The sequence below is a fragment of the Pseudonocardia zijingensis genome (genome assembly GCF_042657305.1).
In the GTDB taxonomy this organism is placed as follows: Bacteria; Actinomycetota; Actinomycetes; order Mycobacteriales; family Pseudonocardiaceae; genus Pseudonocardia; species Pseudonocardia zijingensis.
In genome coordinates, this window is sequence record NZ_JBHSKO010000036.1 from 11,537 (window position 1) to 34,584 (window position 23,048).

General features: G+C 71.9%; 23 protein-coding genes. 9 read left to right on the forward strand and 14 right to left on the reverse strand.

Annotation, left to right across the window (positions count from 1 at the left end; all coding sequences use genetic code 11):
* Positions 1 to 8: 8 nt before the first annotated feature.
* The 4 genes from ACFPL3_RS38670 to ACFPL3_RS38685 are packed head-to-tail and all read right to left on the reverse strand — an operon-like array spanning position 9 to position 4,676.
* Entirely contained in the window at positions 9 to 1,433 is a 1,425-nt protein-coding gene (locus ACFPL3_RS38670) for a sulfatase family protein (RefSeq protein WP_343946150.1), read from the reverse strand.
* Complete coding sequence (locus ACFPL3_RS38675; protein WP_343946149.1) at positions 1,430 to 2,305, reverse strand: carbohydrate ABC transporter permease; 876 nt, start codon at positions 2,303 to 2,305, stop codon at positions 1,430 to 1,432. Before ACFPL3_RS38675 ends, ACFPL3_RS38670 begins: the two co-directional genes overlap by 4 nt.
* Positions 2,302 to 3,219, reverse strand: coding sequence for a carbohydrate ABC transporter permease (locus ACFPL3_RS38680; RefSeq protein WP_343946148.1), 918 nt, complete (start codon positions 3,217 to 3,219; stop codon positions 2,302 to 2,304). The genes ACFPL3_RS38675 and ACFPL3_RS38680 overlap by 4 nt, the downstream gene beginning before the upstream one ends.
* A complete protein-coding gene (locus ACFPL3_RS38685) occupies positions 3,216 to 4,676 on the reverse strand; it encodes an extracellular solute-binding protein (RefSeq protein WP_343946147.1) in 1,461 nt (486 codons plus the stop codon). Before ACFPL3_RS38685 ends, ACFPL3_RS38680 begins: the two co-directional genes overlap by 4 nt.
* 131 nt (positions 4,677 to 4,807) lie before the next feature.
* Here ACFPL3_RS38685 and ACFPL3_RS38690 point away from each other — a divergent pair, with 131 nt between their 5' ends.
* The gene (locus ACFPL3_RS38690) at positions 4,808 to 5,875 is read left to right on the forward strand and encodes a LacI family DNA-binding transcriptional regulator (RefSeq protein ID WP_343946146.1); all 1,068 of its coding nucleotides are present in this window, start codon (positions 4,808 to 4,810) and stop codon (positions 5,873 to 5,875) included.
* On the opposite strand, the gene ACFPL3_RS38695 is transcribed toward ACFPL3_RS38690, so the two are convergent.
* Both ACFPL3_RS38695 and ACFPL3_RS38700 read right to left on the reverse strand, forming a co-directional pair.
* Positions 5,860 to 6,723 carry a hypothetical protein gene (locus tag ACFPL3_RS38695; protein ID WP_343946145.1) on the reverse strand — a complete coding sequence of 288 codons (864 nt, stop codon included), beginning with the start codon at positions 6,721 to 6,723 and terminating at the stop codon, positions 5,860 to 5,862. The genes ACFPL3_RS38690 and ACFPL3_RS38695 overlap by 16 nt on opposite strands.
* A gap of 89 nt (positions 6,724 to 6,812) precedes the next feature.
* Positions 6,813 to 7,070: a hypothetical protein gene (locus ACFPL3_RS38700; RefSeq protein WP_379590697.1), complete on the reverse strand. Its 258-nt coding sequence runs from the start codon at positions 7,068 to 7,070 to the stop codon at positions 6,813 to 6,815.
* Positions 7,071 to 7,207: 137 nt separating this feature from the next.
* On the opposite strand from ACFPL3_RS38700, the gene ACFPL3_RS38705 reads away from it, so the two are divergent.
* Positions 7,208 to 8,059 (forward strand): LLM class F420-dependent oxidoreductase, encoded by an 852-nt coding sequence (locus ACFPL3_RS38705; protein WP_343946144.1) that lies wholly within the window; start codon positions 7,208 to 7,210, stop codon positions 8,057 to 8,059.
* Here the strand turns inward: ACFPL3_RS38705 and ACFPL3_RS38710 are convergent.
* The 4 genes from ACFPL3_RS38710 to ACFPL3_RS38725 all read right to left on the reverse strand — a co-directional run bounded on the left by ACFPL3_RS38710 (position 7,989) and on the right by ACFPL3_RS38725 (position 11,436).
* The gene (locus ACFPL3_RS38710) at positions 7,989 to 9,368 is read right to left on the reverse strand and encodes an aspartate aminotransferase family protein (protein WP_343946143.1); all 1,380 of its coding nucleotides are present in this window, start codon (positions 9,366 to 9,368) and stop codon (positions 7,989 to 7,991) included. The two genes, ACFPL3_RS38705 and ACFPL3_RS38710, sit on opposite strands and share 71 nt — an antisense overlap.
* Before the next feature lie 48 nt (positions 9,369 to 9,416).
* The gene (locus ACFPL3_RS38715; protein WP_343946142.1) at positions 9,417 to 9,692 is read right to left on the reverse strand and encodes a hypothetical protein; all 276 of its coding nucleotides are present in this window, start codon (positions 9,690 to 9,692) and stop codon (positions 9,417 to 9,419) included.
* A gap of 141 nt (positions 9,693 to 9,833) precedes the next feature.
* Positions 9,834 to 10,484, reverse strand: a complete 651-nt coding sequence (locus ACFPL3_RS38720) for a hypothetical protein (protein ID WP_343946141.1) — start codon at positions 10,482 to 10,484, stop codon at positions 9,834 to 9,836.
* A 28-nt stretch (positions 10,485 to 10,512) separates the two neighbouring features.
* Positions 10,513 to 11,436: a LysR family transcriptional regulator gene (locus ACFPL3_RS38725; RefSeq protein ID WP_343946140.1), complete on the reverse strand. Its 924-nt coding sequence runs from the start codon at positions 11,434 to 11,436 to the stop codon at positions 10,513 to 10,515.
* Positions 11,437 to 11,548: 112 nt separating this feature from the next.
* Here ACFPL3_RS38725 and ACFPL3_RS38730 point away from each other — a divergent pair, with 112 nt between their 5' ends.
* Both ACFPL3_RS38730 and ACFPL3_RS38735 read left to right on the forward strand, forming a co-directional pair.
* The gene (locus ACFPL3_RS38730; RefSeq protein ID WP_343946139.1) at positions 11,549 to 12,739 is read left to right on the forward strand and encodes a CaiB/BaiF CoA transferase family protein; all 1,191 of its coding nucleotides are present in this window, start codon (positions 11,549 to 11,551) and stop codon (positions 12,737 to 12,739) included.
* 15 nt (positions 12,740 to 12,754) lie between these two features.
* Positions 12,755 to 14,062 carry an SLC13 family permease gene (locus tag ACFPL3_RS38735; protein WP_343946138.1) on the forward strand — a complete coding sequence of 436 codons (1,308 nt, stop codon included), beginning with the start codon at positions 12,755 to 12,757 and terminating at the stop codon, positions 14,060 to 14,062.
* A gap of 304 nt (positions 14,063 to 14,366) precedes the next feature.
* On the opposite strand, the gene ACFPL3_RS38740 is transcribed toward ACFPL3_RS38735, so the two are convergent.
* The 4 genes from ACFPL3_RS38740 to ACFPL3_RS38755 form a co-directional block, all read right to left on the reverse strand.
* Positions 14,367 to 15,167 (reverse strand): IclR family transcriptional regulator, encoded by an 801-nt coding sequence (locus tag ACFPL3_RS38740; protein ID WP_343946137.1) that lies wholly within the window; start codon positions 15,165 to 15,167, stop codon positions 14,367 to 14,369.
* Positions 15,168 to 15,274: 107 nt separating this feature from the next.
* A complete protein-coding gene (locus tag ACFPL3_RS38745) occupies positions 15,275 to 16,672 on the reverse strand; it encodes an MFS transporter (RefSeq protein ID WP_343946136.1) in 1,398 nt (465 codons plus the stop codon).
* Positions 16,673 to 16,773: 101 nt separating this feature from the next.
* Positions 16,774 to 17,694: a hypothetical protein gene (locus ACFPL3_RS38750; RefSeq protein ID WP_343946135.1), complete on the reverse strand. Its 921-nt coding sequence runs from the start codon at positions 17,692 to 17,694 to the stop codon at positions 16,774 to 16,776.
* Between the two features lie 6 nt (positions 17,695 to 17,700).
* On the reverse strand, positions 17,701 to 18,495 hold the full coding sequence (locus ACFPL3_RS38755; protein WP_343946134.1) for an HpcH/HpaI aldolase family protein: 795 nt from the start codon (positions 18,493 to 18,495) through the stop codon (positions 17,701 to 17,703).
* A 329-nt stretch (positions 18,496 to 18,824) separates the two neighbouring features.
* On the opposite strand from ACFPL3_RS38755, the gene ACFPL3_RS38760 reads away from it, so the two are divergent.
* Genes ACFPL3_RS38760 through ACFPL3_RS38780 form a run of 5 tightly spaced genes read left to right on the forward strand, consistent with a single transcriptional unit; the run spans position 18,825 to position 22,960 of the window.
* Positions 18,825 to 19,571 carry an IclR family transcriptional regulator gene (locus tag ACFPL3_RS38760; RefSeq protein ID WP_343946133.1) on the forward strand — a complete coding sequence of 249 codons (747 nt, stop codon included), beginning with the start codon at positions 18,825 to 18,827 and terminating at the stop codon, positions 19,569 to 19,571.
* Positions 19,571 to 19,981 carry a carboxymuconolactone decarboxylase family protein gene (locus ACFPL3_RS38765; protein WP_343946132.1) on the forward strand — a complete coding sequence of 137 codons (411 nt, stop codon included), beginning with the start codon at positions 19,571 to 19,573 and terminating at the stop codon, positions 19,979 to 19,981. The genes ACFPL3_RS38760 and ACFPL3_RS38765 overlap by 1 nt, the downstream gene beginning before the upstream one ends.
* Positions 19,978 to 21,465 carry a flavin-containing monooxygenase gene (locus ACFPL3_RS38770; protein WP_343946131.1) on the forward strand — a complete coding sequence of 496 codons (1,488 nt, stop codon included), beginning with the start codon at positions 19,978 to 19,980 and terminating at the stop codon, positions 21,463 to 21,465. Before ACFPL3_RS38765 ends, ACFPL3_RS38770 begins: the two co-directional genes overlap by 4 nt.
* Positions 21,462 to 22,388, forward strand: coding sequence for an MBL fold metallo-hydrolase (locus ACFPL3_RS38775; protein ID WP_343946130.1), 927 nt, complete (start codon positions 21,462 to 21,464; stop codon positions 22,386 to 22,388). The genes ACFPL3_RS38770 and ACFPL3_RS38775 overlap by 4 nt, the downstream gene beginning before the upstream one ends.
* Positions 22,385 to 22,960, forward strand: a complete 576-nt coding sequence (locus tag ACFPL3_RS38780; protein ID WP_343946129.1) for a carboxymuconolactone decarboxylase family protein — start codon at positions 22,385 to 22,387, stop codon at positions 22,958 to 22,960. Before ACFPL3_RS38775 ends, ACFPL3_RS38780 begins: the two co-directional genes overlap by 4 nt.
* The last annotated feature ends 88 nt before the right edge of the window (positions 22,961 to 23,048 follow it).

A 23,048-nucleotide genomic window follows, 5' to 3' on the forward strand; every position in this document is an offset into this window, starting at 1 on the left:
CTCTCCGTTCACCAGTGCGCCAGCCGGGGCCGGCTGCGGTCCTCGATGCCGACGAGGACGTCGATCAGCTTCTCCTGCATCGTGAGCCGGGTCTCGCAGTGCGCGGGATCCGCCCACCGGTTCACCAGCTCGTCGGGGTCGGTCTCCAGGTCGTAGAGCTCGCCGGTGCGCTCCCGTGTGCTCGCCGGTGCGCCGTGGTGCACCACGAGCTTCCAGCGGCCGTGGCGCAGCATCGTCGCGTGGACGGGCGGGTCGTAGCTGTGCCCGCTGTCGCGGTACTGGCACAGCGCCCAGTCCCGCCAGGTGGGGTCGCCGCCCGTGAGCAGGCCGCGCAGGCTCGCGCCCTGGTGCAGCGGCGAGGGTGCGGCCCCGGCGAGGTCGAGGAACGTGGGCGCCAGGTCGACCCACTGCACCAGCTCGGGACGGCGGGCGGGCGCGAAGCGGCCGGGCCACCGCACGATCAGCGGCACGCGCACCGCGCAGTCGTAGTGGAACGGGCCCTTGAGCATCAGCCGGTGGTCGCCGAGCATCTCGCCGTGGTCGCTGGTGAACACCACGACCGTGTCGTCGGCGAGGCCCTCGGCATCGAGGGCGTCGAGGATGCGCCCGACCTCGTCGTCGACGAGGGTGACCATCGCGTAGTAGGCGGCGCGGACCTCGTCGAGCTCGTCGTCGGTGTAGTCGGCGAAGCCGCGTGCGTAGCCGGCGTAGGAGTCCTTCGACGCCTCGGTGAAGATCGGGGGCTTGGAACTCAGCTCGCCGTCGGTGCCCACGCGGGGCGGCAACGCCGCCGCGTCGTAGCGCGCGCGGTACTCCGGGGGCGCACCGAACCCGTGGTGCGGGTCGAAGAAGTTGGCCACGAAGAAGAACGGCTTGCCGTCCTGGCGCCCGCTGCGCAGGAACTCGATCGTCTCGTCGCCGATCCAGCGGCTGTAGTGCGCCTCGGTGGGCAGCTCGTCCCACCCGACCTCCCCCGCGCGGGCCCGCGCGTGCAGGTCGGGTTGCGCGGCCCGCAGCCACCGGTGGTAGGCGTTCTCCGACGAGCCCGGGTACGGGTCGTGCGCCCACCGGAACACCCGGAAGCCGTCGTCGAGGCGCGGCTCGGAGCGCCCGGCGAAGCAGGCGCCGAGGTGGAACTTGCCGACGAGACCGCAGTCGTAGCCGTCGTCGGCGAGCAGCTTCGTGACCATCTCCGCGCCGGGGTCGATGTCCACGCCGTTGGCGTGCAGGCCGTGGGTGGACACGTAGCGCCCGGTCATCAGCGACGCGCGCGACGGCGCGCACACCGGGTTCTGCACGTAGCAGTTCTCGAACAGCACGCCCTCGCCTGCGAGGCGGTCGAGGTTCGGCGTGGCGATGTGCGGGTTGCCGTAGGCGCCCAACGCGTCGAAGCGCTGCTGGTCGGTGCAGAGGAGCAGGACGTTGGGCCTCACGACTTCACGGCTCCGGCGATCCCTTCGAAGAAGTAGCGCTGCAGGAACAGGAACAGGGCGACGATCGGGATGAGGGACAGGGTTGCCGCTGCGGCCATCCCGGGCCAGTCCACCGAGTTCTCCCCCACGAACGCCTGCATCCCGACGGCGAGGGTGCGCAGGTCGGGACGGCTGAAGGTGAACACGAGCGGGAGCAGGAACGCGTTCCAGGTGGCGAGGAACGTCAGCACGACCACGGTGGCGGTGACCGGCCCGGCCAGCGGCAGCATCACGCGGAAGAACACCGTGCCGAACCCGGCGCCGTCGATCACGGCGGCCTCCTCCAGCTCGCGCGGGATGCCGCGGAAGTAGCCCGTGTAGAGCAGCACGGCCGCGACGTGCCCGCCGCCGGCCAGCGCGATCACCATGCCGGTGAGGGAGTTGAGCAGGCCGAGCCGCTGGGTGAGCTCGACCACCGGGATGATCGTGTAGCCGGCGGGCACGAACAGCGTGCCCACCAGCACGGCCAGCACGAACTTGCGCCCGAGGAACGAGTAGCGCGCCAGCACGTAGCCCGCCATCGCGCAGCGCACCACGACGATCACCACCGTGAACGCCGTGACCAGAACCGTGTTGAGCATGTACGTGCCGAAGTCGGCGTCGCCCCATGCGCGGGCGTAGTTCTCCCAGCGGAACGTCTCGGGCAGCAGCGACAGGCCCGCGGAGAACACCTCCAGCTGGCCCTTCACCGACGCCGAGAGCACCCACACGAAGGGGTAGACCCACACGGCCGCGAAGCTCAGCAGCAGGAGCGTGACCAGCCACAGCAGCGGGCTGCGCCGGGTGCGGCCGCGCACGGGCCGGATGTCGGTGGCGGTGGTGGTGGCGGTCATGCGTCCCCTCCGGCCGCGCGCCGCGCCGCCCGCACCCCGACCAGCTGCCCGACGCCGACGACGAGCAGCACCAGGCCGAGCACCACCGCGGCGGCGGAGGCGAACCCGAGCTCGGGCACGGTGGCGGCGAACGCCCAGCGGTAGATGTAGAGCTCGATGACCTCGGTGGCGTAGTACGGGCCGCCGCCCGTCATCGTCATCACCAGGTCGAACACCTGCAGGTTCTGCTCGATCGTCAGCAACGTGATGATCACGAAGAACGGGATGAGCATCGGCACCGTGACGTGCCGGAAGGACTGCCAGCCCGTGGCGCCGTCCACCGTCGCGGCCTCGAGCACGTCGCGCGGCACGGTCTGCAGCGCGGCGAGCCAGTAGATCATCGTGACGCCCACCCACTTCCAGGTGTGCACGACCACCACGGTCCAGAGCGCGGCGTCCGGCGAGCCGAGGAAGTCGATCCCGGGTGCGCCCGCGCCGTGCAGCACCTCGGCCACCGGCCCGTCCGATGGGTCGAAGACGAACTGCATCACCACGCCGACGATGGCCGTGGTCGTCACCACCGGCAGGAAGAACGCGGTGCGGAACAGCCGCTGGAACGGCAGCCGCGGGTGGTTGAGCAGCAGCGCGACCGCCAGGCCGAGCGCCACCCGCAGCGGCACGGTGACCACCATGAACAGCATGGTGACCCCGAACGAGTTCCAGAACAGCGGGTCGGCGAGCACCTCGCGGTAGTTCTGCAGGCCGACGAACTGCTTGTCGCCCTCGAACCCGCTCCAGGACACGAACGAGTACCACCAGCTCGCGGCGATCGGCCACAGCGTGTACAGCCCGTAGAGCACCGCCGTGGGGAGCAGGAAGAGGTAGGGCCAGCGGGCCTGCCACAGCCGCCCGCCACTGTGCGCCACGGTGGTCATGCCGCGTAGTCCTCTCCGCGCCGCCACTCCGGGAACGCCCAGTCGGCCGCGCTGACTCCCCCGCCGACCTCGGCGATGGCGGCGTCGCGGGAGGCGGTCCACTCGTCCGACAGCCTGCGCAGCCGCCCGCGCACGTCGGTGACCTGCCCGCTGGCGATGCCCTGCACGATCGTCCCCAGCCCCGGCTCCACGGGTTTCATCACCGCGCGGACCCGCGCCGTCAGCGGGTTGCGCGCGGTGGCGGACGGCCCGACGTAGACCTGTTCGGCGAACATCCCGATGCAGCGCTGGTAGGTCGGGTGCGCGTCGGAGCTCGCGACGGCGCCCAGGTCCAGCGGCGGCTGGTCCATGGCGGCGGCCAGCCCGCGCTGGTAGTCCCCGCCCACCAACAGCTCGAGCAGCGCCGAGGCCACCTCGGGCCGCTCCGACTGCGCGGACACGTAGAACGTGCCGCTGGTGGGCGGGCGAGTGAGCACGGGTGGACGGCCGTCGGGGGTCGGGATCGGGCCCACGCCGACCCCGTCGAGGACCTGCGGGAACTTCCCGGCGAGGACGCCTGCGTTGTACGGGCCGTCGAGGAAGAACGCCGCGCCGCCCGCGGCCCAGCGCACCCGTGCCGCCCGCGCGTCCAGGGCCGTGCTCGCGAGGAACATCGTGTCGTCGCGGGGGAAGGACAGCAGGAAGTCGATCGCCGCGAGGAACGCGTCGTCGTGGAAGCGGTACTCCCCGGTGGTGAGATCGATGCCGTCGAGGTCGCCCGTGCGCGTGCCGGGGAACCCCGCGGTCTGGGCGAGCTCGAGCACGAAGGCGGCGAGCCGGTCGGGGAACTGCAGCGGCAGCACGATCCCCGACGCCGCACCGCGGCGGTGCACCGCCCGGGCGGCCGCGCGCAGGTCGTCCCACGAGGCGGGTGGCGCCCCCGGATCGAGCCCGGCGTCCGCGAGCAGGTCGCGGTGGAACCAGACGAGCGTCTCGTACTGGCGCGGGCTGAAGATCGGGAACGAGTACAGGCTGCCCTCGAAGCTGTGCACCCCCTCGGTGACGAGACCCGCGGGCGAGCCGGCCCGGATCGCGTCCGCCGTGGCGAGCGGGGCGAACCAGCCCTGCTCGTGCAGCAGCGACGGCGGCACGGACAGCCCGCCCAGGGAGAACACGTCGGGCAGCTGCCTGCTGCCGAACGCGAGCTGCAGCGCCTGCCGCTGCTCGTTGGGGTTGTAGACCGTGTACTCGACCGGCGCTCCGCCGCTCCCGGCGAACCGGTCGAAGGTGGCCTCCTGGAGCTTCTCGAGCGGCGCGAAGTGGTCCCACCACCGCAGCGCCCCCGGTGTCGCGGGCGTTCCGCCCTCGGCCCCGCCCGACGGCGCGGTGCTGCACGCGGTGAGCGCCGCCGCCCCGGCGACGAGCCCGGCCGAGCGCAGCAGGGCGCGCCGGGTCAGCGATCTTCCTGGGCTCTCCACCTGCACCTGCCAAGTCGGGGTTCTGGCCGGGAGCTGTCTACTACGAAGTAGACAGCGCTGTAAAGAGCGGGCTGCGCTCACCTACTACGCAGTAGAAGCCCCGGTAGGCTGACCGCCCCGAAGGAGGCACGATGCCCGCAGGTCGCCCCCCGTCCCGCCGACCCCGCATGGTCGACGTCGCCCGCGTGGCCGGGGTCTCCCAGAAGTCGGTGTCCAACGTGCTCGGCGGCTACGAGCCCGTGTCACCCGAGCTGCGCGCCAAGGTCGAGCGCGCCGTGGCCCTCCTCGGCTACGTGCCCAACTCCGCGGCGCGCACGCTGCGCACCGGCCGCACCGGCGTGATCGCGCTCGCGGTGCCCAACCTGTCGTCGCCCTACTTCGCCGAGCTGGCCAGCCACCTCACCGACGCCGCCGAGGAGCGCGGGTTCACCATCCTGATCGACGAGACCGACGGCGACGAGGAGCGCGAAGCCCTCATCGCGCGAGGGCTGCGCCACGACGTCATCGACGGGCTCGTGCTGAGCCCGCTCGCCATGGACCCCGCAGGCATCGCGGCGGCGGCCCGCGATCTCCCGATGGTGCTGCTCGGCGAACGGGAGCTGCCCCCCTCCGTCGACCACGTGGCCATCGACAACGTCGCCGCGGCGCGCGAGGCCACGCACCACCTGCTGGGCCTGGGGCGGCGGCGCATCGCCACCGTCGGCGGGCCGCTCGACGACGTCACGAGCACCGGGTCGCTGCGGCTGCGCGGGTACCGGGCGGCGCTCGCCGACGCGGGCATCCGCGAGGAGGGCCCGGTCGTGCCCACCCGGCGGCTGCAGCGCCACCACGGCGCGGAGGCCGTGGCGCAACTCCTCGACGCCGCGCGGCCGCCGGACGCGGTGTTCTGCTTCAGCGACACGCTCGCGTTCGGGGTGCTGCACGGCCTGCGGATGCGCGGCGTGCGCGTGCCGGACGACATCGCCGTGGCCGGGTTCGACGACGTCACCGAGGCCGCCTACTCCAACCCCACGCTCACCACCGTGCACCTCGACCGGCGCCGGATCGCCCGAGCCGCGCTCGACGTGCTGGTCGAACGGCTCGAGGGGACCCGCACGCAGCCCGCGGGCCGCCTCGTGGTGGACCACTGGCTCGTGGTCCGCGAATCCACCGGCGGCCACCCGGAGGGCGAGCGGGTGCCGCCTCAGGACTCCAGGTAGTCCTTGACGTCGGACCGGTCGGCCTTCTCCTCGCCGGTGATCACGTAGAAGACCATGCCCGCGTCGGAGACGTCACCGTTGCCGACGACGTCCATCCGGGAGTACAGCCACTCCCAGTTCTCGTCGCCGCTGTCCTCGAGGAAGTCCCAGAAGTCCATGTCGACCGGGCCGAGCCCCGAGTTCTGGTCCGGGATCTCCACGCGCTCGCACCCGAGGTCGATCAGGTCCTCGTAGTCGTGGCCGTCGTGGTCGGTCTTGGCGTGGGTCTGGTTGAAGCTGTCCTCGCCGTGGGTGACGCACTCGACGTGCTTGCGGGCCTCCGGATCGGCGGCGTCGAGCGCCATCCACACCGTCTCGATGGGGCCGGCGAGCACGATCGCGAGCTGGTCGTCGTCGGTGGAGGCGTTGATCTCCTTCACCAGGTTCGCCGTGCCGGCGTCCAGCTGGGCGGAGTCGGTGTCGTCGAAGAACCGCGACGTGTCGAACCCGAACCGCTCGGCGCCCTCCTGGACGCTCTCGGTCATGTTCTCCACGTGCTCGTCCGAGGAGTCCCAGATGTGGTTGTTGTAGTCGAAGTGCACCAGGTTGGCCTGCAGGTTCCGGTGCGCGAGGATCGCCAGCGCCATGGGCGCGGACGCCCAGTCGTCGTTGTCGTGCTGGTTGCCGTCGGCCGAGATCGCGATGCGCCCCACCTCGGAGTCGAACGTGCTCCCGCCCCCGCCTTCCGCCGGCGTGCCCGCGCTCCCGGGGATCAACGCGGTGCCGCACGCCGCGAGCAGCGCGGTGGCCGCGCACACGCTCAGTACGGCGGCAAGGGGGTGGTGGGGTCGGCGGCGACCGACGACCATCGTGCCTCCAGGCCTTGCTCTACCTCGGTGGTCTTCCGCGAGCCACCGTGGCACAGCGTTCCTGTGGCGGAGCTGAGGTTGTGACCTGGTCAGGGCGCAGGCACGACCGCCGGTACGGCCACGGCCCGGGTGGGCGCGGGCGTGGGCGACTCGGCCGCGGGCTCCGCGGCCGCGCGGGCCGGCGTGGTGGTGACGGCGCCGTCGCCGCGCACCGCGCCCGTGAGGTCGACGCGGACGGCGTGCGCGGCGGGCCGCGTGAGCGACGTGACGTACGCGGTGATGCCGAGCACCGCGCACGCCGCGATCAACACGCAGGTGACGGCCAGGTAGCGAGCGGGACGCGACACGCGCCAACTCCTCGGGGGGCAACGGCGGCCGCCTCAGGGGGGAGCTGTCGCGGCGCCGGACGAACGGGGGGCAACTCGTTGCTCGTCCGCAGCAATCGTCCCGTTACGTGTCCAGCTCACCACGCTACGGTTCCGGCATGCGCTTCGCGATCAAGACCCGGCCCGAGCACACCACGTGGGAACGGATGCGCGACGTCTGGGTTGCCGCCGACGAGTTCCCCGTCTTCGAGTCCGCGTGGAACTGGGACCACTTCTACCCGCTCAGCGGCGACCTCACCGGCCCCAACATCGAGGGCTGGACCTCGCTGGCCGCGCTGGCCCAGGCCACCCGCCGGATCCGGATCGGCTGCCAGGTCACCGGCATGATCTACCGCCACCCCGCGGTGCTGGCGAACATGGCCGCCACCGTCGACATCATCTCCGGCGGGCGGCTCGAACTCGGCGTCGGCGCCGGGTGGAACCAGCTGGAGTGCGACGCCTACGGCATCCCGCTGCCGCCGCTGCGGGAGCGGTTCGACCGGTTCGACGAGGGCGTCCAGGCCATGATCGGCCTGCTGCGCGACCCCGTCACCACCTTCGAGGGCCGCTACGTGCAGCTCACCGACGCGCGCTGCGAGCCCAAGCCCGTGCAGCGGCCGCACCCGCCGATCACGATCGGCGGGAAGGGCCCGCGGCGCACGCTCGGCGCGGTGGCCCGCTGGGCCCAGGAGTGGAACGTGATCCTGCCGGAGCCTGCGCAGTGGCGTCCGCTCAAGGACACCCTCCTCACGCGGTGCGCGGAGGTGGGGCGCGACCCCTCCGAGATCACCTGCTCGGTGAACGTCCGGATCGACGGCGACGTGCCCCTGGAGAAGGCCATCGGGGCCGCCCTCGACGAGATCTCCGCCTACACCGCGGCGGGCGTGGACCTGATCGTGCTCAACCTCCCGCTGCACGCGAAGCCGGAGATCCTGCGACCGCTCGCGGAGGCGGTGGCACCGCTGTCCTGAGGACGTCGCCTGTCTTCAGGACGTCTCGGAGCGCGGCGTCCAGGATGTCGACGCCGGCGTGCAGCTCGTCCTCGCTCGCCGTGAGCGGCGGCGCGATCCGGAAGATGCCGCCCATGCCGGGCAGCTGGACGATGTTGAGGTGCAGGCCCCGCTCCAGGCACGCGGCCGTCACCGCCTGGCCGAGCGCGTCGGCCGGTGTCTTGCTCGCCTTGTCCGTCACGAGCTCGATGCCCTGCAGGAGGCCGCGGCCCCGCACGTCGCCCACCACCTCGTGCTCGGCCCGCATCCGCTCGAGCCGGGTCGTGAGCTGCGCCCCCAGCGCCGCGGCCCGGGCGACGAGGCCGTCGCGCTCGATGACGTCCAGCACGGTGAGCCCCACCGTGGCGGCGAGCGGGTCGGAGACGTGCGTGGTGAAGAAGAGGAAGCCGCGCTCGCGGCAGACCTCCTCGATCTCGGCGCTCGTCACCACCGCCGCCACCGGCAGGCCGGCGCCGAGGGTCTTGGAGAGGGTGAGGATGTCGGGCACCACCCCGTCGCGTTCGAAGGCGTACATGTGCCCGGTGCGCCCGAGGCCCGTCTGCGCCTCGTCCACCACCAGGAGCATGCCGCGCTCCACGCACATCTCCTCGAGCCGGGCGAGGTAGCCCGGCGGCAGCTCGATGATCCCGCCGGAGGACAGGATCGGCTCCACGAGGCAGGCCGCGAGCTCACCGGCCGACTGCTGGTCGACCAGGGCGAACCCGTACTCCAGCTCGGCCTCCCAGTCGTACGAGCCGTCGGGTCGGCGGAACGGCGAGCGGTAGGCGTTGGGGGTGGGCAGCGTGAGGTTGCCGGGCACCGGCGGGCCGTACCCGCGGCGCCCGGCGGAGAACGTCGCCGACGCGGCGCCGGACGTCATGCCGTGCCACGACCGGTCGAACGACACCACCTCGTAGCGACCGGTGTAGAGCTTCGCCATCTTGAGGGCGGCCTCGTTCGACTCCGCACCCGTGGACAGCAGCAGCGTCTTGGTCAGCGGCTCGGGCAGGGTGCCGGCGAGCCTCCTCGCCAGGTCGACCACCGGGCGGCTCAGCATCCCGCTGAACAGGTGGTCCAGCGTGGCGACCGACTCGGAGACCGCACGGACCACGTCCGGGTGCCCGTGGCCCAGCACCGCGCTCATCTGCCCCGACGTGAAGTCCAGGATCGCCGCCCCGTCGCTGTCGTGGACGTAGGAGCCGGACGCGCGCTCGATGATCCGCGGCGTGAAGCTCGCGCCGTACCGCACCACGTGGCGCTCGACGTCGTTCCAGAAGGCATCCGCGCCCATCGGTCTCCCCGGTCGTCGTGACGTGACGACGGGGATCGTCGCACCCGCTCAGCCGGTGCGGCGAGAACCGGCCTGCCGGACGTCCATCACGGCCGAGCACAGCGCGCACGGCGGCCCGTCCGGCGCCACCATGGGCGCCGCCGCGATCACGTGCCCGCAGATCGCGTGCACGAGACCGTCGGGGCGCGACGCGGCAGCCGCGAGCTCGACATCGAGCACCTCGTGCGCGTGCTTGTCGAGGCAACAGGTGACGGTGACGGTGGTGGGAGGTCCGTGGTACGGGCGCCCCGACTCGCATTGGCCCGGTTCTCCCGTGACAGTCACGAGTCCAGTGTGCGAGCTCCGCGTGCAGATGCAACTCGTGTCTGCAAGAACGCTCGGCCTGAGCAGCGCGGAGCAGCGCCGGTCACAACGCGCACATGAATTGGCCCCGTACGGCCTATTTCCCCGTCCGATCGTTGGTGATCAGCCGGCCGGTGCGCACGTGTGCGGATCGGTCGCCAGGACCGGGTCCGACGCCGGGACGCCCTGGATGGGTGTGTGGTGCACCGGTGTGACGATGCCGCCGGACACGGCGTAGGTGCTGCGGTGGCCCTCGTAGCGCGACCCGTCGCCCTCCTCCAGCGTGGCCCCGACCACCACCAGCATCCGCCCGTCGTGGTCGGTGGCGCACTCGTAGCCGTTCACCGCGGCCACGGCCCCGCCCTCGTACAGGAAGAACGGATGGCCGTCCCGCCGGCTCACCGGCACCAGCCCCAGCTCGGGGCGGTGCAGGAACACCTGGAAGGCCACCGTGTTCGCACCGACCGACACCGGCGTCACCACCTCGTGCGCGCCGTCGGCGTCGACGTCGGACACGCGGAGCCCGACCTCCGGGATCCGCTCGTCCTCCGGCAACCACGCGGACTCCACGACCGACGGCAGCTCGGCCCGCAGTTCCCAGCCTCCGTCCGGGCCGGGCAGCAGGCTCACCCGGTCGTCGGCCCCGTCCCCGTCCAGATCCGCCTGCACGACGTTCGCGGGCGGCTCGGCCGCGGCGGGCGCCGTGGTGGCGACGCCCGCGGCGATCACGAGCGCGGTCGTCGTCAGGACTCGGATGAGCGTGGTGTGGACCATGTCGCGCTCCCTCCCCCGTCGGGTCGTGTCAGGAGGACGTCGCGACGGCCCGGACGGTTGCCCGGTCCGCCTGCGCCACCATTTCGTCGGCCCGCGCGCGGATGAGCTGCCGGACGACGAGCGCGGCACGGGCGGGCCTACCGTCCCGGCGCTGGGTGAGGCACATCGCCACCGGCTCCGCGCCGCGCAGCGGCACCCAGACGAGGCCCGGCACGGCAGGCACCGTGTCGAGCCGGACGAGGACGCCCAACCCGGCGCCCCGCCCCACCATCACCTGCACCGTGCGCGCCGACATCGCCTCCACCACGACGTCGGGCGCGGCCACGTGCCGGTGCAGCAGGTCCCACAGCACCGTGCCGGGTCGCATGGTGACGATCGGCCGGGTCTCGATGTCGCTCCAGCGCACGCAGTCGCGATCGGCGAACGGATCACCTTCCTGCACGTAGATCCCGACCGGCGCGGACACCAGCGGCACCCGGTGCAGCCCGGCCGCGGGCGGGTCGGCGGGCGTGGTGACGACCGCGAAGTCCAGCTCACCGCTCAGCACGGCGGCCTCGACGCTCGCCGAGGCCCCCTCGCGCACGGTGAACCGCAGCCCGGGGTGGCGTTCCCGCAGCCGGCCCACGACCGGGGCGATGAGCGTCTCGGCGAGCGCCGACACGCTGCCGATCCGGACCCGCCCCCGGTAGGCGCCGCTCGACCCCAGCGCGGCGTCGCGCACGGCGTCCTCCGCCCGTACCAGCTGGCCGAAGGGTTCGATCAAGGCCTCCCCGGCCGGCGTCGGGCGCACGCCCCGCCTGCTGCGGGTGAGCAGCACGACGTCGAGCTCCTCCTCGAGCAACGCGATCTGCTGCCCGAGCGTGGGCTGGCTGACGCCGCACCGGGTGGCCGCCGCACGCAGCGAACCGGTCTCCACCGCGGCCAGGAAGTAGCGCGCCCGCTCCACCCGCATCGGCTCACCATAAAGGAATCTCCTTTCACCGGTGAGCGTGAACGACGGCTTCCCGCGAGATCGACGAGGCGGCACAGTCGTCCCCGACGTCCTGTCGTGAAAGGAAAACCTGGTGCCCGACGGCCCCCTGAGCCACGTGCGCGTCCTCGACGTGTCGACGATCCTCGCCGGCCCGCTTGCGTCCTCGCTCCTCGGCGAGTTCGGGGCGGAGGTGATCAAGATCGAGCACCCGGCCGACGGCGACCCGGCCCGGCGCTACCCGCCGCTGGAGGACGACGGCGTCTCCGTCGCGTGGTCGGTGCTCGCGCGCGGCAAGCGGAGCGTCACGGTCGACCTGCACCACCCCGACGCCGCCGACCTGGTCGGGCGCCTCACCGCCCAGGCGGACGTCGTGGTCACCAACTTCCGGCCCTCGACGCTGCGCCGCTTCCGGATCGACTTCGACGACCTGCGCGCCTACCGGCGTGACCTGGTGATGGTGCACGTCAGCGCGTTCGGCCGCACCGGCCCCTACGCCGACCGGCCCGGCTTCGCCCGCGTCGCGGAGGCCTTCGCCGGGCTCACGTACCGCACCGGCCACCCGGACGGCCCGCCGGTGTTCGCCGGCTACCCGATCGCCGACGGCGTCACGGGCATCTACGCCGCGTTCGCCGCGCTGCTCGCGCTCCGCCAGCGCGACCGCACCGGCGAGGCCCAGCTGGCCGACATCCCCCTCTACGAGCCGCTGCTGCGGATGATGGAGGACTTCGTCGTCGAGTACGGCGCCACCGGGAACACCCGGGAGCGGCAGGGCAACCAGAACCCCCACATCAGCCCGAACAACCTCTACCGCACCCGCGACGGGCGCTGGCTCGCGCTGCCCGCGTCGACCGACCGGATGTGGCAGCGGCTGGTGGCCGTCATGGACGCCCCCGACCTCGCCGTGCACGACTCGATGACCGCCCGGCTGGAGCACCGCGACGAGATCGAGTCCCGCGTGGCCGACTTCGTCGCGGCCCACGACCTCGACCCGCTCATGACGAAGCTCCTCGACGCCGGGGTGGCCGCGGGGCCGGTGAACTCGGCCGCCGACCTCTGCGCCGACCCGCACATCCGGGAGCGCGGTTCGGTGGTGGAGGTCCCGGGCGGGCCCGGCGGCCGCACCCGGCTCGTGCAGGCCTCCGCGGGCCGCTTCTCCGGGTTCGCGGGCCGTACCGCCCACGACGCCCCCGCACTCGGCGAGCACACCGGCGACGTGCTGCGCGACCTCCTGGGCCTCGCGGCACCAGAGATCGACGACCTGCACCGGCGCGGCGTGATCTGACCAGGGAGATTGATCGTGACCATCGCAGTGGTGTCCATCGTCGTGCTGGTCGCCTTGTTCGCGGCCACGCCGATCCGCGGGTTCGACCTCGGGCTCGCCGCGCTCGCCGCGGCGTTCCTGCTCGGCCTCGCCGCAGGCGTCCCGGCCGCCGACGTCACCGGCTTCTTCCCGGCCGACTTCTTCGTGCTGATCGTCGGCGTCACCGCGCTGTTCGGCGCCGCACGAATGAACGGCACCCTCGACTGGCTGCTCGACCTCATGCTGCGGCTCGTGCGCGGCCGGGTGGTGCTGGTCGCGATGGTCCCGTTCGTCGTCGGCGCCGTGCTCACCGCGATCGGCACCCTCCCCGCCGCGGCCACCGCGATCGTCGCCCCGATCGCGCTGGGCCTCGCCGCCCGCTACGGGATCTCGCCGCTGGTGGCGGCCGTTCTCGGCATCACCGGGATCATCAGCGGCCTGCTGTCCCCGCTCGCCGTCTACGGCGTCACCGCCCGCGAGCTCAGCGGCAAGTTCGGGATCGACCTGCCCGCCTCGGCCCCGGCCACCTTCCTGTTCGGCGGCCTGCTCACCGGCGTGGTGATCAGCACCGTCGGCCTGCTCGTCGGCCGCCGCACCGGCGCCGTGCCGGGCGGCCGGGTGACGCTCCCGGACGACGCCGACCCCGACCTGCCGAAGGACGGCGTCTGTGGGGCCGGTGGGGGCGCGGCCGTCGCCGTCGCGCCCGCCCCCACCACCGCGAGCCGCGGCACCCGGGCGCTCACCGTGGGCTGCCTGCTCGCCGTCGTCGTCCTCTCGGTCGGCTTCGACCTCAACGTCGGCTACCTCGGCATGATCGCGGCGCTGGTCCTCCAGCTGGCCCTGCGGTCCGCGCCCGGCGAGATCGTCTCGATGATCCCGTGGAGCGTCGTGCTGCTCATCGGAGGCCTGCTGACCTTCGTCGGCCTCATGCAGCACCTGGGTGCCTTCCAGCAGCTCAGCGACCTGCTGCGGGTCGACGCCTCCCCCGCCCTCAGCCTGCTGGTGCTCTGCTACATCGCCGGCATCACGTCGTTCGCCGCCAGCTCCATCGCGGTGTTCGTCACCACGATGCCGCTCCTGCCCCCGCTCGTGGCCGACGGCCTGTCCCCCGTCGGCGCCGTGCTCGCCCTCGCCCTCGTCTCGGTGCTGGTCGACATCAACCCCCTCGGCATCACCGGCGGGCTGATCCTCAGCGCCGCGGAACCAGCGGTCCGGCCCCGCCTCTTCCGCCAGCTCCTCGCCTACGGCCTGGTCTCGGTGGTCGTCGCCCCGTGCGTCGCGTGGCTGGCGTTCAGCTGGTGGTGATGATCGCGGGTCTGGCGCGTTTACCGACACCTGGTGTCGGGTTTTGCGCCAAAGCAACGATCATGCCCTGAATGCGGCGCCTCCTGGAGGGGCGAAGCCGGAGGTCTCGCGGCGATCAAGGGCAATTGGTCGCTCCCAGAGATCATCTAGCGACCATTTCCCCCTTGATCGACGACCCCGGGGCCGCAAATTCGGCCCATGATCGGAGGGTTGGCGCATTCCCGTGTCGAAAACGCCCGGGAATGCGCCAAACCCGTGATCATGCCCGCGGAACCGGCCTCCGGTGGCACATGGCCACCCGACCTCAGGAGGCCTCCACCGCGTCCGCGACGTCCTCGTGCCCGCCCGGCACCAGCGCACGCCAGACCTCGGTGCCCCCCAGCTCCACCGTGACGCGGAAGGCTGCGCGGCGCAGCAGGGCGGCGACCTCGGTGTCGTCGGGCTCGATGCCGACCACGGCGATGGTGGCGGCGACGTCGTGGTCGTCGAACACCGGCACGGCCAATATCGAGAGGCGTCCCATCGGGGCGGGCGCACGTGCCAGCCCGGTGGCGGCCACTCCTGCCAGCTCGGCCTCGACGCGCCGCCGCTTGACCGGGTCGAGCCCGTCCCAGTAGCGCGCGATCGTCTCGCGGTCCTTGGAGTACTGGAGGAAAAGCTGTCCCTGCGCCGAGTCCATGTCCAGGGTGGTGCCCACCCGCACCGTCACGAGGATCGGGCTCGTGCCCAGCTCGCTGACCAGCGACACGACCGGCCCGGCCGATCCCCACAGCGACAGCACGGACGTCAGGCCGGTCTCCCGCGACAGCCTGCGCATGTGGATCGGGGCCAGGTCGAGCACGCGCCGTTGGCCCTGCGCCACCGCGCCCAGCTGCAGCAGCAGCGGCCCGGGTTCGTAGGCCGCCTGTTCCTCCCGCGAGCGTTCCAGTACGCCCGCGAGCACGAGGGAGCCGAAGTAGCGGCTCACCGTGCTGCGGTTCATCCCGACCAGCGCCGCGGCCTCGGCCACCGTCAGCCGCGGCTGGTTCACGGTGAACAGGGCCAGCAGCTGTCCGACCCGCTGCACGGCCTGGATGTCGCCGGTGCCCCCAGAGCCGCTGGTCAAGCGTCCTCCTTCGCGTGCGGGTCCGGCGACTATACCGAGGACGTCGGGTGCGGCCCCGCTGTTCACGGGAGCGGCGGGGCCGCCGTGTCGTCCCCGGTCGGCCCGCGTCACGGTACGGCGGCGACGCGCGGCGCGGTCTCCGTCCGCGCCGGGTCCTCACCCGCCTTCCGCAGGTCGACGCCGCGGGTCTCGGGCCCGCAGATCGTGGCGATGAGGATGAGGAGCCCGCCCAGCGAGGCGAGGATGCCCGCGGTGTACACGAACGGCACGAACGCGCTGAGCCAGATCATGTAGTAGGAGAAGAAGGACGGGATGATCACCGCGGTGCCGTAGGCGACGCCCCACCCGGTGGAACGCACGATGGTGGCGAACCGTTCGTTGATGTACGCCGGGAGCACGCCGAACGGCGCCACGGTGAGGCAGTGCCCGGCCACCGCGAGCAGGGTGAGGTTGAACCACCCGCTGACGGCGCCCGACCCCACCGCCGTGATCACCACGGGGTAGAACACGATCTGCAGCGAACTGCCGATGTAGAGGGCGCGCTTGCGGCCGATGTGGTCGGACAGCCAGCCGAAGAAGATGTACGACGCCATCGCGACCGGGATGATCAGCTGCGTGTTCGCCAGGTCCGCCGCGGTGTAGCCCTCGTTGTAGTCGAGCAGGAACTGGTTGAGCACGCTGCTGTTGATGGTGACCACGAAGAACAGGCCGGTCATCGTCACCCACGCCTGGATGAACGCCCGGCCCGCTCGGCCGCGCAGGATCATCCGCACCGGTGACTTCGTCTGCGGGCCGGCCTTGGCCACCGCCTCCTGCTGGATCGCCGACTCCTCGACCCGGCGGCGCAGGAACCAGGCCACGAGGAACGACAGGATGAAGCCGAGGACGAACGGCAGGCGCCAGCCCCACTGGACGTACGGCGAGTCCGCCCCACCGCTGGGCGCGATCATCAGGGTGAGCGCCATCGAGACCGCCACGAGCAGCGGGCCGCCGCTCGCCGCGCACTGGATCACCGCGCCGACCAGGCCCCTGCGGTGCGCCGGGGTGTGCTCGAGCGCCATCGGGGTGGCCGCCGTGTACTCGCCACCGAGGAAGATGCCCTCGACGAAGCGGAGCACCAGCAGCAGGGTGGTCGCCGGGACCGCGCCGATCAGCTCCGCGCCCGGCAGGCAGGCGATGAGCAGCGATATCGCCCCGAACCCGTAGATCGTGATGGCGCCGATGCGCCTGCGCCCGATCCGGTCGGCGAAGTGCCCGAAGATCAGCCCGCCGAGCGGCCGCCCGAGCAGCGTCACGGCGAGCGTCATGCCCGCGAAGATCGCCTTCGCCTCCGCGGACATGTCGCCCTGGAAGTAGACGAGCGCGGGCAGCAGGACCGAAGACGCGATGTAGATCGAATAGGAGTCGACGGCGAAGCCGGCCCAGGCGCTGAGGACGGCCCGCCTCCGCCGCCCCCGGGCGGCGGAGTCCGTCTCCACGGTGAGGCCGGACGTGCTCTCGGTCATGACTGGTCTCCTTCGACCACGGATGGAAGCTCGACCGCACGGGGGCACTACCGATTGCGCCGGGGCGGACCGGCCCCGCCTCGACCGGGAACTGCGTTACGTCATTCCGCCGGGCTCGGGTACTCGTCGGCGTTGAGCACCCAGCCCGGACGCGCCGAGAAGTCGTGGCGCGGGCCGGCGAAGATGTCGATGAGGTGGTTGGTGCGCCACCCGATGGCCTGCGAGGTGTGCACCGTGGGCGGCGGGATGATCGTCACCGAGGGGCTGCCGACCTGGGCGTGGTCCTCCGGGCGCCACTTCGTGCCGTCCGTACCCCATGGGGTCTGGATGTGGTGGATGTACGTGCCCGCCACCACGAGGCTGGCCTGCTCGAAGTCGTCGTGGAAGTGCGGCGACATCGCCGTCAGGTCGCGCGGGCCGGACTTGGCCTCCATGAAGTTGACCATGAAGGCGCGGGTGCGGAAGATCCGCCCGAACCGCTTCGGGTCGGCAGGCACGTCCGACATCTGGTAGGTCCGCCACTTGTAGCCGCCCACCGGCTCGGGCCAGGGCTCGAGCGGGGCGACGTGCGGGTGCGGGGTGGCGTACGACGCGGCGTTGGACGCCTTCGCGGCCCACTCGGCCTCGTCGGACTGCACCAGCGAGACGATCGGCCCGCTGCCGGTGCTCGTGATCGCGCTCTCCCCCGGCGGCACCACGACGAGCGCGGGGCCGGTGACGTCGTGGGTCTCCCCGTCGGACGCGCCGCTGATCGCGCTGTTCTCGTCGATCAGCAGCAACACCTGCTCGGACTGCAGCGACGACTTCCAGATGAGGTCGCCCGCTGTGGGCTCGGTGTAGATCAGCACGAAGTTCTGGCCGCGCACGATCCACTGCTCGCTGCCGCCCGCGGACACGACGTCGGGCGGGAGCACGGTGAAGTCGAGGAACTCCGGTGCGGCGATCGCGCCGTCCGCCTTCGGGCCCGCGCCCCCGCGGGGCGCCTCCAGTGCCGACCGCGGGTCGTCCTTCGTGTAGGCCATGTCTGGTCAGTCCTCCTCGTCGTCGGTGCGCACGGCGAGGGCCGCACGGGCCGTCGCCACGGTTCCTCGAGCGGCCGCGCTGAACATGCCGGTGTCGTTGCCGACGAGGATGAACCGGCAGCCCTGCTCGACGCGCAGCCGGATCTGGTCCTCGCCCTGCACCACGGTGCCCACCGGGACACCTGCCTCCACCGCGGAGGCGATGCACTTCGTCACCGCGTCGTGGACGGGAGGTGACCCGCCCGGCACCCCCATCGAGAGCGACAGGTCACCGGGGCCGATGAAGACCGCGTCGACGCCCGGGGCCGCGAGGATCCCCGCGATGTCGTCGACCGACTCCTTCTCCTCGATCATGGCGATCCGGGCGACGTCCTCCCGCCCGACGCGCACGTACTCGGGGGCACCGCCGGGCAGGCTCCCCCACAGGCCCGCCCGGGACGCGAACCCCATGCCGCGCGTGCCGTCCGGCGGGAACAGGTACTGGCGCATCGTGTCGGCCGCCTGCCGCCCGTTCGAGACGTGCGGCACGAGGATGCCCGCGGCACCCGCGTCCAGGTAGCGCTGGGCGTCGCCGTAGCTGTGATCGGTGATCCGAACGAGCGGCGCGACGCCCATCCGGGAGTACACGACCACCATCGAGTAGACGTCCCGGACCGAGAGCAGCGCGTGCTCGGTGTCGATCACGACGAAGTCGAAGCCGGCCTCGCCCACCATCTCCGCGATCTCGAGCGCCGGGATCTTCACGAAGGTGCCGAGGACCGGCCGATCCGAGGACCGGAGCAGCTCGCGGAACATGGCCATGGGGCGGATCTCCATCGATGTCGCGCCGGCTCGTCACTCGCCTGGCTGATGTTCAACTTCCGAACAGCATGTTCGCGATGCAGACTGTCATCCGGCGATCCCGTTCCGCAAGGTCGTCCGCCGACTGGCCCGCCCGGATCGATTCAGCCGGCAGGCGTGTCCCGTATTGCGCGACACTCCTCCGCGCGTGCAGGCTGGGCTGGATCGTCGGACTGCCTGACAAACAACGACTGAGGAGCGTTGACGGCACCCGGACGCTCAACTAGCGTCACCGCCCGTCGCGTATGACGCGACGATAATCCCGGAATACGCGACGGCGCGGAGGCCCCATGGCGAAGGCAGAGGCGCAGGTGGACGGCGAGGGATCAGGCGGCGACATCCAGGTCATCGCACGGATCGCCGCGCTGCTCGACTGCCTCGATCCGGACTCGCCCTACCTCGACACCCAGACCACGGCCAAGGCGCTCGGCGTCGGGCGTTCCACGGCCCACCGGTACCTGGTGTCGCTGGAGAAGCGCGGACTCCTGCGCCGGCGCGACGCCACGACCTACGAGCTCGGACCGGTCCTGTCCCGGCTCGGCACCCTGGCGCTGTCGCGGCTCGGGGTGCTGGAGGCCGCCCGGCCGGTGATGCACGAACTGTGCCGGGAGATCCGCAACACCGTGGTGCTGAGCGTGTGGGGCGGCCGCGCCCCCGTGATCGCGCGGGTCGTGCCGGACAACAGCCGGATCACCACGATCTCGGTGGAGGTCGGCCGGTCGCTGCCCCCGGACGCCGCCCAGTCGCGGATCTTCGCCGCCTACCACAAGCTGGGCCGCGGCGGCCGCTCCGCCACCGGCGGCCACCTCCGCGCCGTCGACGACCAGGAGCTGGTCCCGGTCGGCGGGCTGCTCACCGCGAGCCAGGTCTACGCGGGCGGCGGCTTCAAGACCATCGCCGCGCCGATCCTCACCGCCGACGGCGGCATCGTCGCCACCCTCGCCGTCATCGGCCTCGCCGTGTTCATGCCCGAGGAAGACGACCGCACCGTCGCGGAGAAGCTCGTCTCCGCCGTCTCCCGGATCGGACTGAACTGATGCGCAACTCGGACGACGCCGCCATCGCCGACGGGCTGGTCGTGCGCCGCGCGATCTTCGGCGAGGAACTCGTCGAGAAGAACTACACCAACGCGTCCGACTTCAACCGCCCGGCGCAGGACTGGATCGCCGGGGCCGTGTGGGCGGACGTGTGGACGCGCGAGGGCCTCGACCGCCGCACCCGCAGCCTCGTGACCATGGGGATCCTCACCGCGCTGGGGCGACCCACCGAGTTCGAGTCGCACGTGCGCGCCGCGCTCGCCAACGGCTGCACCGTGGAGGACATCCAGGAACTGCTCCTGCACACCGCGCCGTACTGCGGCGCACCCGCGGCGCTGGACGCGTTCCGGCGGGCGGAGCGCGTGCTCCGAGAAGCGGGTGCGATCGAGGACCAGGAGGCGACGTCATGATCGGACTGCGGCGGAAGGTGCCGCGGCGGTCGTTGCGGGTGGCGATCATCGGTGCGGGGTTCGGGGGAATCGCGGCGGCGATCAAGTTGCGGCAGCTGACCTCGGCCTCGTTCGTGATCTTCGAGCAGTCCCCGCAGGTGGGGGGCACCTGGTACGACAACCGGTATCCGGGGTGTGAGGTGGACATCCCCTCGCACGCCTACAGCTTCTCGTTCCTGCGCTACGACTGGTCGCACACCCATGCCCGCCAGCCGGAATTGTTGCGGTACGCGCAGGAGATCGTGGACACCTTCGGGTTGCGCCCGCACCTGCGGTTGGGCACGAAGGTCACCGAGGTGATCTGGGACGAGCAGCAGCTGAACTACCTGGTGCGCACCGCCGAGGGCGACGAGGACACCTTCGACGTGGTGATCTCCGCACTGGGGTTGCTGAACGTGCCCAACCACCCGGACTGGCCCGGCCTGGAGGAGTTCCGCGGGGTGCGCTTCCACACCTCGCAGTGGCCGCAGGACCTGGATCTGGCCGGGAAGCGGGTGGCGGTGGTGGGCACCGGGTCCACCGCGGCGCAGGTGGTGCCGGGCATCGCGGATCAGGTGGGGTCGCTGCGGGTGTTCCAGCGCGAACCGGGCTGGGTGGAACCCAAGCGGGAGCGGGCGTTCACCGCGCGGGAGCGCTGGGTCTACCGGCACGTGCCCGGGGCGCAGTGGCTGCACCGGGGCTGGTTGTTCTTCCAGTCGATCAACCGGTTCAAGGCCTACGACGCCACCAGCGGCGCGCAGCAGCGCAAACGCGCCGCCTGCGAGGACTACATCCGCGCCAGCGTGAAAGACCCGCAGGTGCAGGCCGCGGTCACCCCGAACTATCCGTGGGGGTGCAAGCGCCCGGTGCTGGCCTCCACCTTCTACGACACGTTCAACCGCGAGCACGTGCAGTTGGTGCCCCACCCGGTGACCTCGGTGACCGAGACCGGGATCGTGGACGCCCGCGGGGTGCACCACGAGATCGACGTGCTGATCACCAGCACCGGGTTCCAGCCCACCCGGTTCCTGGCCAACCTGGACGTGCGCGGGATCGACAAGCGCAGCATCCACGAGGCCTGGCAGGACCGCGCCGCGGCGTTCCTGGGGATCACCGTGTCCGGGTTCCCGAACTTCTTCATCCTCTACGGCCCCAACACCAACGGCGGGTTCTCCATCATCGCCCAGCTCGAACGCCAGGCCGAGGTGGCCGCCAAGGCGGTGCGCCGCCTGGAGTTCACCCCCGGCTACGTCGACACCGACCCCGGGGTGCAGCGCCGCTACGTGGACTGGATCGACCGCCAGATCGCGAAGAAGGCCAACGCGATGGAATCGGGCTGCCACAACTACTACCACTCCGACGGTGGCGCCAACATCACCCAATGGCCCGGCGCCCACCTCAAATACCTCGTCGTCACCAAACTCCTGCACCGCATCGGGATCCGGCTCACGGCGGCGCCCCGATGACGGAGGCACCCCGGATCCGCCCCCGCGACGCCGCCACCCCGGAGCGCAAGTTCCGGATCGGCGCCGCCACGATCACCCCGATCCTGCAGTTCCACTACCGCGTCCCCCCACGGCGGTTCTTCCCGGACCTCGACCTCGCGACGATCGACCAGGACGCCTGGTACTGGCGCCCGCCGTACCGCGAAGACGGCTTCCTCGTCGTCGACATGGGCGGGTTCCTCATCCGCACGCCCGACCGGACCGTCCTCGTCGACGCGGGCGTGGGCAACGGGAAGAACCGGCCCAACCCGCTGTTCGTCGACCGCGCCGACGACTGGTTCGGGGCGCTGCACCGGGCCGGTGTCACCGAGGCCGACGTCGACACCGTCGTCTTCACCCACCTGCACGTCGACCACGTCGGCTTCGCCACGCGGTTCGACGGCACGGCCTGGGTGCCGGCGTTCCCGAACGCGCGATACCTCACCACCGCGCCCGAGCTGGAGCACTGGACCGGCGCCGCCGCCGCGGCCGACCGCGACCGCCTCGGCGAGTACATCGCCGACAGCGTGCTCCCGCTCCGTGAGGCGGGCGCGCTGCAGCTCGTCGAACCGGACCTGCGGATCAGCGAGGAGATCCGGCTCCTCCCCGCGGCCGGGCACACGCCGGGCAACATCTGCGTCGACGTCCGCTCCGAGGGGCAGCGCGCCGTGTTCTCGGGCGACATGGTGCACCACGCCCTGCAGCTCGCCTTCCCCGACCGCAGCACCGACTTCTGCGTCGACCAGCACGGCGCGAGCGTCGCCCGCCAGGAACTGCTCCGCGACATCGCCGACCGCGACGTCCTGCTGTTCCCCGCGCATTTCCCGAACTCCGCACCGGGCCGGGTCGTCACCGACCCGGCGGGCGGCTACCGCTACGAGATGGTCGACGGAGACCCGCTGTGACCGAACGCCTGGCCCGCATCACCCCGGACGTCATGACCGACGAGCAGGCCGAGATCTACGCGAAGTTCACCAGCGGCAAGCGCGCCGCCCCCGGGTCGGCCTTCTCGCTCGTCCACCCCGAGGGCGGGCTCATCGGGCCACCGAACGCCTGGCTGCTCAGCCCTCCGCTCGCCCGTGTGTTCGAGCGGATCGGCGGGACGATGCGCTACGACCTCCAGCTCTCCAACCGGGCCTGCGAGATCGCGATCCTGCTCCTCGCGTTCCACCGCGACAGCCCCTTCGAGCTCTACGCCCACCGCAAGGCCGGCCGCGCCGCAGGCCTCACCGACGAGGAGATCGAAGGCCTCGCCACCCGCACCCCACCCGCGTTCCACTCCGACGAGGAGCAGGTCGTCTTCACTACGACCCTGGCCATCCTCGACAAGCAGACCCTCTCCGACGAGGAGTACGCCGCCGCCGTCGCCGGGCTGGGCGAGCGCGGGCTCTTCGAGCTCGTCGCCCTGGTCGGCTACTACGACCAGGTCGCCACCCAGCTCGCCGTCTTCGGCGTGGTGCCGCCGGAGGAGGGCTGACCGCGGCCTCCACGCGTCATGATCGCCGGTCTTGCGCGTTCCCCGACGCGAGGTGTCGGCTTTCGCACCGGAGCAATGATCATGGCCT